The 12,546-nt window shown below is 42.2% G+C and carries 8 protein-coding genes; 7 read left to right on the top strand and 1 reads right to left on the bottom strand.

Translation table 11 applies throughout. The features are described 5' to 3' along the window. The first annotated feature begins 66 nt into the window (after positions 1 to 66). Both IGI69_RS10310 and lepB read left to right on the top strand, forming a co-directional pair. Positions 67 to 1,497, top strand: coding sequence for a S41 family peptidase (locus IGI69_RS10310; RefSeq protein WP_438740746.1), 1,431 nt, complete (start codon positions 67 to 69; stop codon positions 1,495 to 1,497). Between the two features lie 31 nt (positions 1,498 to 1,528). Further along, a complete protein-coding gene (gene lepB / locus IGI69_RS10305; protein WP_266167313.1) occupies positions 1,529 to 2,077 on the top strand; it encodes a signal peptidase I in 549 nt (182 codons plus the stop codon). Between the two features lie 128 nt (positions 2,078 to 2,205). Here the strand turns inward: lepB and IGI69_RS10300 are convergent, their stop codons facing one another. Continuing rightward, positions 2,206 to 3,699 carry a helix-turn-helix domain-containing protein gene (locus IGI69_RS10300; protein WP_438740744.1) on the bottom strand — a complete coding sequence of 498 codons (1,494 nt, stop codon included), beginning with the start codon at positions 3,697 to 3,699 and terminating at the stop codon, positions 2,206 to 2,208. 343 nt (positions 3,700 to 4,042) lie between these two features. On the opposite strand from IGI69_RS10300, the gene IGI69_RS10295 reads away from it, so the two are divergent. The 5 genes from IGI69_RS10295 (at position 4,043) to IGI69_RS10275 (ending at position 12,494) form a co-directional block, all read left to right on the top strand. After that, positions 4,043 to 7,633, top strand: a complete 3,591-nt coding sequence (locus tag IGI69_RS10295) for a SpaA isopeptide-forming pilin-related protein (RefSeq protein WP_438740742.1) — start codon at positions 4,043 to 4,045, stop codon at positions 7,631 to 7,633. 40 nt (positions 7,634 to 7,673) lie between these two features. Next, a complete protein-coding gene (locus tag IGI69_RS10290) occupies positions 7,674 to 9,542 on the top strand; it encodes a SpaH/EbpB family LPXTG-anchored major pilin (RefSeq protein WP_438740741.1) in 1,869 nt (622 codons plus the stop codon). 22 nt (positions 9,543 to 9,564) lie between these two features. Next, positions 9,565 to 10,461 carry a class C sortase gene (locus IGI69_RS10285; RefSeq protein WP_438740739.1) on the top strand — a complete coding sequence of 299 codons (897 nt, stop codon included), beginning with the start codon at positions 9,565 to 9,567 and terminating at the stop codon, positions 10,459 to 10,461. Positions 10,462 to 10,879: 418 nt separating this feature from the next. After that, positions 10,880 to 11,746 (top strand): ribosome biogenesis GTPase YlqF, encoded by an 867-nt coding sequence (gene ylqF / locus IGI69_RS10280; protein WP_118215443.1) that lies wholly within the window; start codon positions 10,880 to 10,882, stop codon positions 11,744 to 11,746. Beyond that, positions 11,730 to 12,494: a ribonuclease HII gene (locus tag IGI69_RS10275; RefSeq protein WP_438740736.1), complete on the top strand. Its 765-nt coding sequence runs from the start codon at positions 11,730 to 11,732 to the stop codon at positions 12,492 to 12,494. The genes ylqF and IGI69_RS10275 overlap by 17 nt, the downstream gene beginning before the upstream one ends. The last annotated feature ends 52 nt before the right edge of the window (positions 12,495 to 12,546 follow it).

The following is a 12,546-nucleotide window of genomic DNA, read 5'->3' as shown; positions in this document are numbered from 1 at the left end:
ACGTCCTTCGTTTTGCCTGCACAAATGCTCAGAACGAAGTTGTTTTTTCTCAGAGAGGTGTTGTGAATGAAAAATGTAACGACAAGCCGATATATCGTTTCTCTTGTCTGTGTCGCGATTTTGTCGGGAGGCGGTGTCTATTTATGGCAAACAGCCCAGCAAAATCAGCAGACGACACAACCTGCGACAGAAACGACGACAGAAGCCAGCGGGATGGAGAAAATCCAGTCGTTGTATGACAAGATCCTTGCGAATTATTACCAAGAAGTCGATGAGGATGCATTGATTGAGGGTGCTCTTCAAGGGATGACCGATGCGCTTGACGATCCTTACACGACGTATCTAAACCAATCAGATGCGGATAACTTGGATCAGTCCCTCTCAGGAAGTTTTGAAGGGATCGGTGCTACTTTGTCGATCGTGGAAGACTATCCAGAGGTCGCACAAGCGCCAATCAAAAACACCCCTGCAGAAAAAAGTGGTCTGCGCATGAATGATCGAATCGTCAAAGTTGATGGGGAAGATACGCAAGGACAGGAATTGTCTGAAGTCGTGAGTAAGATTCGAGGGGAAAAAGGCACGCAGGTGACCTTAACGATTCAGCGTGGAGCAGATACCTTTGATGTGGAAATCACTCGGGACGTGATCCCAATCGAAACAGTCCATGGTGAACTGGTTGAAAATGATGATACGATTGGTCGAATTGATATTACCTCCTTTGCCGAAAACACAGCAGCTGAGTTGAAAGAAACGATCACCGAGTTGCGGGAAGACGGTGCGAAGTCGTTTGTTCTTGATCTAAGACAAAATCCTGGTGGATTGCTGGATCAAGTCCAGATCATGGCAAGTATGTTTTTAGAAAACGGCCAAACGATCGTGAAGTTTGCCAACAATCAAGGGGTTGTCAGTGAGACCAAAGCGAGCGAAGCATTGGATGAAGGATTCAAAGTCACAGAGCCAGTCGTTGTTTTAGTCGACGGCGGCAGTGCCTCCGCAGCTGAGATTTTTGCCGCAGCCTTGCAAGAATCAGCGGATATCCCAGTCGTTGGTACGGAAACCTTTGGTAAGGGGACCGTTCAAAATGTGAAAGATCTGGGGGATAATAGTGAATTAAAAATGACGGTCATGAAATGGCTGACACCGAATGAAAATTGGGTCAACGATCAAGGTGTGATGCCGGACTATGAAGAGGATAATCCAGAATATGCGTATTTCCCGCCATTACCTCGTGATAATGCCTTAAAAGCTGGACAATCGTCAACGGCTGTCAACAATCTGAATCAATTTCTTAAAGCGTTAGGGTATGCCACGAGCGGAGATACCTTCAATGACGAGACGACTGCAGCTGTGAAAGCCTTCCAAGAAGACCATGACCTAAAGGCAACTGGTGAAGTCGATGCCGACACTGCCCAAGCAATTGAAAAAGAAGTAGCAGAAAAACTCAAAGCAGAGGACCCAGCGTACTTAAAAGCACTGTCCTTGCTTTCAGAAAAATAAGTAAGGAATAAATCGGAGAGGAGGTAGATTTGTGAACGCCAAGAAACAGTGGATTGATCGTTTTTGGCTAGTTGTGAAATATGCCTTGATCGCCTTTGCAACAGCCTTCTTGATTCGGGCATTTTTACTGATTCCGGTTCCTGTTGAAGGGAACTCCATGGAAGGAACGTTGCAACAAGGAGATATGGTAGTCATCGAAAAGATTTCCCCGATCCAGCGTTTTGATGTCGTTGTTTTCCAGCTGCCAGATGGTTCGACCTATATCAAGCGGGTGATTGGCTTGCCGGGTGAGTCGGTAAAATATGTCAATGATCAGCTTTACATTGATGATGAACTGGTAGATGAAGATTTTCTAGTGAAAAACCGCAGCAACGATCATGAGTCTGCCTCTTATACCAATGATTTTGATTTGGAATCTTTATTGGGCGTGGAGAAATTAGGCAAAGACAGTTATTTTGTCATTGGTGATAATCGACGTGCCTCTAAAGATAGCCGATCCTTTGGTCCTATATCAGGCGATGCGATTTTAGGCAATGCCCGCTTTGTTTATTATCCATTGACTCATATTCGGCTGATTTAGACTGAGAAAAATAGAATATTCTTAATAAACATCCCCCCTTGGAATCATCTGTTGATTCCAAGGGGGGATTTTGTATAGCAATGATCCTTTTTCAAAAGGATTTGGTTTGTATCGAGAAAAGGGTGGACTTAGGCGCTATTGGCAGTTATTCTTTGTATTTTTTCATTAAAAGCAGCCAAGAGTTTCTGACATAGATTCGTTTCAAAATCACGGTAGCGGCAAAAATCAATGATCGCCGTGTTTTCCTCGGTTGTAAAAGGAGGTAAAAGCTGTGGGGAACTCAGAATATAAAAATCAAAAGGTTCCTCTGTGGGCAGCGTGATCCGTTCAATTTCAACATAGGGCAATCGTTCACATATATTAAACACTTCCATTGAGACCAAGTAATTGGATACATAGACAAAAGCAACTTTAAGCTTATATTTCTGTTCCTTTTTGATGTAAATGGGGTAAAGCAAACACGCTTGATAAAAAGCAAGATCCGTATAACAGGCTTTTAACCACTCGTAGCCTTTGCGGTTTGCTATTTTACGCCAAAAACTCTGAATCGTATTTGTCAAAATCGTATGTAATGGGTACTTATCTTTGATTATAGTAGCTTCAAAAAAATTTAAAATAGGGACTTTTTGCTTGAATATGCAGAACTTCAGCAATGTAAGATATGTATTCATATAAAGAAACGATTGATGGTCGAAATCAAAATCACAGAGAAATTTTTGGCAGTGTGCTTCAAATTCAGCCATCAGTTCCTTTAACTCCGATTTTTCATGCTTGTAACAGTCTTGAATGATCGGAAGGCGCACGTCTGCTGCTGAAGTTAGCATCGGCCAGTAATAAAAAAGGAAAAACAAAGCATTGATCTCAAGAATATCTATCGCTGAATCAATGATTTCAAAAAAAGCTGAAAAGAAATCAAGATTTTCACCACTGGGAATAAAGGACTGGTTCGTTAACTGATAAAGATTTGTCACGTGGCCATTCTTGATACGAAATAGACAGATTTTGCAATGAAGCAAGGCTTCTTTTTTGCCAATCTCATACTTGCTTTTGTACTTCGTTCCTTCGTAAGTCACAAAAAGCTCTTCGATCTCTTGATCAAATGCCCTCGCCAAACTATCTCCTAAAGAAATGTGCCAGATAAAATTAAATAATAAGATGCGAATTACCATCTCCGAACCTGTAAGTGCCATAGCGGACTGATTTAACGTCACGTTGAATTCTTTCAAATGGTCTTGCAGCTTCTTTGTTTGCCGAAAGCAAGTCGAACGACTGATATAGTTTCTTTGGCAAAATGCCAGTAAATTTTCATCTTGATTGGTCAAGATGCTTAACAATAATTTGTAAGAAATGCTTTCTTGCGCTAAAAATTGCTGATATTGGTTGTATTCAATCAAATTTTTAGGAAGATTCAGGGTGTTTTTATGTAATGAAAGATTTACTGGGGAGAGGTTTTGCAAGTCGAGTTGGATCGAGGAAAGTAAACTTTTCAATCGTGTTGTACTTAAGTGGGTCAGATTTTTCACGAACTCTAGGTTGTATTCACCCGGAGCAATTGATAATAGTTTTCCGTAGAGTCCGATTTTGTCTAACGCTCGGGTATCTAAGAGTATTTTTTCAATCAAATGATCACCTTCTTGTTTTATTAATAACGTATTTATATAACGGTGTAAAGACACGTCTCAAAACTTTTGCTTTTTTTTAGAAAAATTGAGACAAATTTTTCATAGAACTGTCTCATAAAGAACAAAAATAGAAATCGCAGGTGAAAAACGATAGTTTTTTTACATTATTAAATAACGTATCGATAATGAATTAACTTTAAAATAACCAACTTTTTTTTCTTATGAATAACTACAGGTGTGCCAATTGTTTCAATTTTTCAGAAAATAAAAAAAAGAGGTGCCTTTTGCTTCTTTCTTGTATGATCAGCTTGTAATTTTTGATTCTTTGAAAGGAGGTCTTTTTATGTTTTTGACAAAGAGACACCACTGGTTCTCTTTCATTTTCTGTATGTTAGGGGGGATATTATTTTTCATTTATTCGAGTTTGCAAACAAACGGGACTGCAAGTGCACAAGAAGAACATACGATCACTATTGCTGAAACGAAGCAGATCAAACTGACTGGTCACCAAGAGGACCATCAATTTTCTTTATGCTATCAACTACCGCAAAAAAACAAACAGCAGCGTCTCTGGGTACAACTATACGCGATCGATGAAACGAAGGAACAGTCGTTATTAAAAACAAGCAATGAAGAGATGACTCAAGTCAAGGATGATTCCGCACAGTCTTGGCTTACAACCCAAGCTTTCTTGCAAACACCAACGGAACAAGAACTAATCTTTCAGCTGCCTGAAGAAACGAAAAAGCTAAAATTGATGATTCAGATCGAAGAATATGACAAGGAACGTGAAGAATCGTACAACCTACTGTCTTTGAATGAATCAGTTTTTGAAATCCCACTTGCCACAAATTCTGCTTCTTCAGAAACGTCAGAAGTCAATTCTGGCACTGGATCCTCTTCAGAAGCCGTGAGTGAGTCGACCTCGGAGCAAGCGTCGACTGAAAGTTCAAAAGAAGTTTCGAACGAAGAAACGAAGGAAGAGACAAACGAGACAGGAACGGCGACAAGTGCTTCTGAAGAGGAAACGCTCATTGAACCATTTAAACAAGAACGTCTTTATCAAAAAACGACTGTTTCACAAACTTTTGCTTCGATTGAACCAGATTATACGACAGACCAAAGCGGGACGTATCCTGCGGCGAACTGGAAAACTGATGAGAACAGTAACGTCTTAAATCATCAGGGGAACAAGGATGCAGGCGAAACGTGGGACGGCATAACTACATGGAATGGCGATCCAGCAAATTTGACCCATTCATATATTGAATATGGTGGTGTAGGAGACGAAGCAGATTTCGCGCTACGAAAATTTGCCAAAGAGACGAATACCCCAGGACTATTTGATGTCTACCTAAATGTACGAGGGAATGTTCAACGTCAAATTGATCCCATCGATGTCGTGTTGGTAGTGGATTGGTCAGGCAGTATGAATGAGATGGGACGGATCGCAGAAGTGAAAAAAGGCGTGGATCGCTTTTTGAATCAAATTGAAGGAAGCGGCATTCAGGATAGTGTCTACATGGGCTATGTCGGTTATTCCAGTGATGGCAGCAATTATCAAAACAAAACCTGCCAATTAGGAAAATTTTCTGAAGTCAAAGAGACGATCCGAACGATGACGCCAGAAACAGCAGCGGGGGGGACCTTTACCCAAAGAGGGCTGCGCCAAGCAGGGGATATGCTATCGACGCAAAATGGACATAAGAAAGTCATCGTTTTGCTAACGGATGGCGTTCCTACTTACAGTTATCATGTGTCTAAAGTGCATACCCAGGCAGACGGCAGTTATTATGGAACCGCCTTTTCTCTTACTCAAGACCAACCGATGAATACATCGTTTCTCTACAATGGCTATTTTGCGTTTGATCAACAGAACAATTATAAATGGATCAACAATACCTTTATCGCCACGATTGGTGAAGCGATGGCGTTAAAAGAACGTGGTATCGAGATTCATGGGTTGGGGATTCAACTGCAAGGAGATCAAACGGCTGGGTATACAAAGGCCGATGTCGAGAAAAAAATGAGACAGATGGTTTCTGCTGATGAAGACGGCCATCTTTATTATGAGTCAGCGAATGAAGCAGCGGATATTGCCAACTATCTCGAGAAAAAAGCCCTTCATATTTCGGCAACCGTCACCGATGGCGAGATTACTGACCCCATTTCGCAGCCATTTGTCTACGAAGAAAATAGCTTATCCATCAAAAGTGTCGGTTCTGCTGATCTAACGGTGCAGCCTGACATTTCGATATCTGACAATACACTCAACGCTTCTGGTCTTTATTTAGGCGAAGGACAGGAACTGCAAATTCATTATCAAGTGCGGATTCAAACAGAAGCAGCGGATTTTAAACCAGATACTTGGTATCAAATGAATGGTGAAACGGTGTTTTATCCGAATCATCAATCCGATCAAAAGGCATTGTTTGGTGTGCCATCTGCCAAAGCACCTGGGAAGGAGGTGACGATCAAAAAGCACTGGGAAGAATACGATGGCGATACCTCCAGTCGTCCTGAAACGATCTATTTTGAAATAAGCAGGAGTCCTGTCAGCAATGAGAAAAGCTGGCAAACAGGGTATCTCAAACTTACTGAGACCGATGCCCAAGACCAGACAACTTGGGAACGAAGCAAGGTTTACGCGCTTTCTGAAAAGGATGGGGCGGAGTACGAAGAAACCCGTTTACTACCGCTGTATAACAATCAAGGAGAAACTTTTGATTATCAAGTCACAAATGAACGAGCAGTGGCAGGTTATGAAGCGACAAAAGTGGACGCTTATACATGGAAAAACACAAAGGCGTTTGTGCCCTTGGCATTAAACCTGATCAAAAAATCCGCTGTAGGAGAGGTGAAGCTGACAGGTGCCGTTTTTGAATTAACGGGGGCAGGAGAGACAGTGACCCTTGTGGATCAAGGGGATGGAACGTATGGGCTGCCAGCAGATACTGTGTTGCAAAAAGATCAGACCTATCGTTTGGAGGAAGTCACTGCACCGGCGGGACATCATTTGTCTAAGCAGACAGAGTGGCTAATTCATATCGATGCGCAAGGGAATACGACGATCAATGGGCAACCCGTCACAGTGGACGATCATACGATTACGCTGGAGATCACCAATCCGTTTACAGAAATTCCAGTTGCTATTCGAAAATATACGGTACAAAAAGAGCAGCAAGTACTGTTAGCTGGGGCTGTCTTTTCTCTGCAACAAAAAACAGCAGCGGGAGATTATCAAGAAATTGCCTCAGAAACATCGAATGATGTGGGGATGGCTGAATTTACGATTCTTGAGCCGGGCGCTTATCGCATCTCAGAAACAGCTGGTCCGCTTGGATACGATACGATTGCTGGTGATTATGAGTTTGTCGTTGGTTCAGACGGAAAGATCCAGTATCAAGGGGAAAACGTCGCTGCAGATGCCAACTGTTGGACTCTTACCCATGGCAATCAGTTAAAACCTTTTGATTTGGTGGTCAATAAACAGGATGAACTGGGACAAGCGCTTGAGGGAGCAAAATTCCGCTTAAGCGGAAACGGTCAGACGATAGAATTACCAGAATCCCAAGAATCGCTAGCGGTATTTCATTTCCATGATCTAACACCAGGCAGCTATACCTTAGAAGAAATTGTTACGCCTACAGGCTATGCTGGTTTAACAGCACCTGTGAAAATTAGGATCGAAGAGGATGGCAGTGTCTTGATTGACGAAAAATTGCAGCCGAATCTTCTTGTTTCTGGAGAAAAGAACAATCAAATAGAATTGATCGTCACCAATCAAGTGAAAGTGTCTCTTCCTGAAACAGGAGGGAATTGGCATGGGTGGCTGGCGATTCTTTCAGCAGGTCTGCTAGTCCTTTTAGCAGGTAGCTATCTGTACGTTACGCGCAAAGATAAGCCTTCATTAAAGCAATTTGACCGTTCGTGAAATAAACGAAAATATCAAACATAGAAGAGAGGAAAGAACAATGAAAAAGATTTTTAATCATACGAAAATGGTTTGTCTCCTATTTTTACTTCTGCCATTTGTCTTTTTTGGAACGAAAAATCAGCAAGTATCCGCAGAGAGCAATTTGGCACAGGTCCATCTGCATAAAAAGAAAATGGTCAATCTGCCAGGTTCATTGATTCAAAATAGTGGGACTGAGATGGCAGAGTTTGATCAATACCAAGGCTTAGCCGATGTCACTTTTTCTGTCTATGATGTGACCACAGCATTTTATGAAAAACGATCTGCAGGGGCATCCGTTGAAGAAGCTAAGCGTCAAGTCCAAACCTTGACGCCTGGTTCCCCTGTAGCTAGCGGGAAAACAGATGCAGCCGGTGATTTGGTTTTTGAATTGCCGAAAAAACAAGCCGATCGGGATGCAGTTTACACCATTGTAGAAGACCCTAAAGACGGTGTTACCACTGCTGAGAACATGGTGATCGCCTTTCCTGTTTACGAAATGATCCAACAAGCAGACGGGTCGTATGCTTACGGGGAAGAAGAATTAGACACGATTCATCTTTATCCTAAAAATACTGTCACAAATGAAGGAACGCTCCTTGTGAATAAACGAGGAACGGGGGAAAACGAACCACTGAATGATGCGGAATTTGTCATCTCAAAGCAAGAAGGAAACGCACAGACCAAGAAATATATTTTAAGTGCAGCCGATGGACTTTATACGTGGACGACTGACAAACAAGCAGCGTACCGCTTTTTAACAGGTAAACAATATGCTGCTGGAGCAACGACCATCGATGTTGAAGAAAACCAAAAAGGACAGTTAAAAGTTGAGCAGTTAGAAACAGGCACCTATCAATTAGAGGAAACGAAAGCCCCAAGTCAAGCCGCTTTGATCGAACAAGAAACCATCAAGGATTTTTCGATCGCAGCAGGCAATGACGTCACGGTTGAGCTAACAGTCAAGAATGACACGACAAATGTTACCAAAACAACACCACAATTAGACGGCAAAGACGTGGGAATCGGCGAAAGAATTCAATATCACCTAACGGTCAATATCCCATTAGGTATCCAAGACAAAGTAGGAGCAGAAAACAAATACAAACAGTTCCAATTGATTGATGCGCACGATCCAGCGTTGACTTTTGAAAATACAGCAGAGGGAGAAACTGGCTATGCGTTGTATGATGGAGAAAAGAAAATCGATTCAACGAACTATCAAGTAGCGGAAAAAGAGCATGGCTTTACGGTAACCATCAATCCAGAATTTGTGCCGCAATTAACGCCAGGAAATCAATTGCGCTTTGTGTATTATATGTATTTAAATGAACAGGCTATGCCTATCAATGGCTTTAAGAATGAAGCAAATGTAGAAACAGATTTCATGACGGATCAAACGCCGCCAAGCGTGGAAGTTTTGACAGGGGGCAAACGCTTCTTAAAAGTCGATGGGGCTGTGACCACTACCGAAGCGCTGGCAGATGCAGTTTTTGTTGTACGAGATCAAGACCGTGATGATGCCAACTACTTGAAAATCGAAGAGGGAACCAAACAGGTATCTTGGGTGCAAACAGCGGATCAAGCGACGAAATTTACCACAGGAACAGATGGATTAGTTGATATCATCGGGTTAAAATTTGGCACCTACTATTTGGAAGAAGTAAAAGCACCAAAAAATTATGTACTGCTAACAAATCGCATCGCTTTTGAAGTACATGAAACGTCTTATGGAACGAAAGAGCAAATGGGAGATCCAGAAAAAGTCCCTAACCGCCGCAAAGGAACCTTACCAGCAACTGGTGGTGCCGGCACGTATTTAATGGGCGCAATCGGAGTGGTGATCGTTGGTTTAGCAGGGGGTTATTTTGTAAAACGGAAAGGGTAAGTAAATGAGATGAAAAAGCACGATGAGTATCAGACGAAGAAATGGCGCAAAAGCACCAACTAGAAAAGTAACTTTGTTGGATTTTTTGATGGGTATTCTGCTGCTGCTAGGGGTTTTGATCATCAGTTATCCTTTTGTAAGTAATCAGCTCAACACGTTTTTGGATCAACAGTTGATCAGTTACTACCAAAGCCAAGCCAAAAAAATGAGTGAAATAGAAAAACAACAAAAAAGGAACCAGTTGGAACGAGCAAATCAAGAGCTGGCACAGCAGCCCAGCAATCCTGGAATCAAAGAAACGCAAGATTTATCAGAAACAAGGGACTCAGAATCAGTTGATACACCTGATTACTATGAACGACATACGATCGGCGTTTTAAATATCCCCGTAATTGGTGTCGCTCTCCCGATTTTTGATCAAACCACCGATACGTTGTTAAAAAGAGGCGCAACATTATTGGAGGGCGCTTCGTATCCAATAGGTGGTGAAGATACCCATGCGGTTCTTTGTGGGCACCGTGGGTTAACGAGTGCAACGCTCTTTACTGATCTGCCTAAGCTGCAGATCGGTGATGAGTTTTATATCGAAACGTTTGATGATACATTGGCGTATCAAGTAGATCAGATAAAAACGGTCGACCCTGATGATACTCAGGCATTAAAAATTGTGAAAGGCAGCGATTACGTCACGCTGTTGACCTGTACCCCCTATATGGTCAATAGCCATCGTTTATTGGTACGGGGCAAAAGAATTCCTTATGTTGAAGAAAAAGAAACAGCCGCCGCCAAAAAAGCACAGCAGCAAAAAGTAGGATTGATGCTAGGCGTGATCACTGTTCTTATCCTCCTCTTGGTGATTAGTAACAGGATTCAGCGGAAAAAACGTCTTCATTCGAATGCTTCCATTGATGAAAAGTAAGGATCGTTCGTTTTTCTCAATAAGTAGAAGAAAATGACTTTTTAACCTAAGTCAGAATGAAACATGTCGTGTGAAATATGGTACAATAACTAAGATAAAAGATAGCAAAAAAGCAGTCAGACTATTGTGAGTGTGTTAGGAAAACCAAAATAAAGCGGTAAGGATGCTTCATTCAACCACTTCCCCAAAATTAAAAGTCAAGGAGCGTTGAAACAAACGCGCTCGAAGCTTTTCCTATGCATCAGGTTGGAAAAAGAACCTTGATCCGCAAACAGTTCAGCTAGTTTGCTGCACTGATGGGATTCGCTGACTCAAAAAAGCAAGTAGCCTTCGTTCTTGTCACCTATAGACTACACGAATATAAAAACGACTGTCTTTTTTATCAATTCGAAGAAGTACCAAGGAGGAAAACGTTCAAATGACCATTCAATGGTTTCCAGGCCATATGGCGAAAGCCAGACGTGAAGTAAGTGAAAAATTAAAGTTCGTGGATATCGTTTTTGAACTCGTGGACGCACGCTTGCCGATTTCATCCCGCAATCCCATGTTAGATCAATTATTACAACAAAAACCACGATTGATCTTGATCAATAAAGCGGATCTCGCAGATCCCGTTCAAACCAAAAAATGGGAGCATTATTTCCAAGCACAAGGCTATCTAGCACTGGCAATCAACGCCCAAGACAATCAAGGGGTTAAAGCCATTGTTCCTACAGCAAAACAAGTCTTGAAGGAAAAAATTGCTCGCGACAAAGCGAGAGGCTTGAAGCCTCGTGCGATTCGAGCAATGGTGATCGGCATCCCGAATGTCGGAAAATCGACCTTGATGAACCGCTTAGTAGGGAAGAAAATCGCTCAGACGGGCAATAAACCCGGCGTGACGAAAGGGCAGCAATGGCTGCGTTTTGGGACTGATCTAGAGCTTCTAGATACGCCCGGGATCTTATGGCCAAAATTTGAAGATCCTGAGATCGGCAAGAAGCTGGCATTGACCGGAGCGATCAAAGACCAGCTGATCCATTTGGATGATATCGCATTGTATGGACTTGATTTTTTTGCCCGCTACTATCCTGAAAGAATCGCGAATCGTTACCAACTAAAAGCGGAAGAAGAGGCGTTGTTAGCGCCCAATCTGTTGATGAAAATCACGGAAAAACGTGGCTATAAAGACAATTACGATCGAGGAAGCGAACTCGTTGTTTTCGACATTCGGCAAGGGAAATTGGGCCGATATACACTAGATCGAGTGGAGGAAATGGAAAGCCAAGATGAAACAACCGATTAAGACAATCAAAGAGCGATTATTTGATCCAGCTTTCAATGACCAAGCGTATTTGCAGGCGCTGCAAGCAGATGAACGAGCGGGGGTCCAAAAGCTGCTGCAACAATACGAGAAACAGCGAGTGAAACACCAACTATTGCAGGAAAAATACGAAGAAATGATGCGTTTTGAAAACGAAGCATTTCAGCAAGGCGCCCGTTTTATTGCTGGTTTAGATGAAGTGGGGCGCGGACCATTAGCAGGACCCGTTGTGTCAGCTGCGGTCATCTTGCCTAAGGAATGTCAGATCTTAGGTCTAAATGATTCCAAACAGCTTTCTGCGAAGAAAAGAGAAGAGCTGTTTATCGAAATTCAAAACAAAGCCGTTGCTGTCGGTATCGGTGTGGTCAGTCCAGAAGAGATCGATCGGATCAATATCTATCAAGCCAGTCGTCTAGCAATGAAAGAAGCCTTGATCGACTTAGCAGTCAAGCCCGAATATTTACTGATCGATGCGATGACGATCGATACGGAAATCCCTCAACAAAGCTTGATCAAAGGAGATGCCCGTTCCATTTCCATTGCCGCAGCAAGTATCATCGCCAAGGTATATCGAGACAATTTAATGAAAGATTTTCATGATGTCTATCCTTTTTATGGGTTTGATCAAAATGCTGGGTATGGAACCAAAGTCCATTTAGAAGGGCTAGCTGCCCATGGAATTTGTCCCATTCATCGAAAAACATTTGCGCCAGTAAAACAATATCTATAAATTTCATCCATCCCTCTTTTTTTAGCGAATCTTATAAGTAAGATTACTAAGA

Source organism: Enterococcus sp. DIV1083b, from assembly GCF_051713705.1.
Lineage (GTDB): Bacteria > Bacillota > Bacilli > Lactobacillales > Enterococcaceae > Enterococcus_D > Enterococcus_D casseliflavus.
This window is presented reverse-complemented; position numbering and strand designations above follow the sequence as displayed.

Excerpts from the sequence above, each read along its gene's own strand:
- IGI69_RS10290 (WP_438740741.1), top strand. The coding sequence starts at position 7,674 with ATGAAAAAGATTTTTAATCATACGAAAATGGTTTGTCTCCTATTTTTA.
- IGI69_RS10275 (WP_438740736.1), top strand. The coding sequence starts at position 11,730 with ATGAAACAACCGATTAAGACAATCAAAGAGCGATTATTTGATCCAGCT.
- IGI69_RS10295 (WP_438740742.1), top strand. The coding sequence starts at position 4,043 with ATGTTTTTGACAAAGAGACACCACTGGTTCTCTTTCATTTTCTGTATG.
- ylqF (WP_118215443.1), top strand. The coding sequence starts at position 10,880 with ATGACCATTCAATGGTTTCCAGGCCATATGGCGAAAGCCAGACGTGAA.
- IGI69_RS10285 (WP_438740739.1), top strand. The coding sequence starts at position 9,565 with ATGAGTATCAGACGAAGAAATGGCGCAAAAGCACCAACTAGAAAAGTA.
- IGI69_RS10310 (WP_438740746.1), top strand. The coding sequence starts at position 67 with ATGAAAAATGTAACGACAAGCCGATATATCGTTTCTCTTGTCTGTGTC.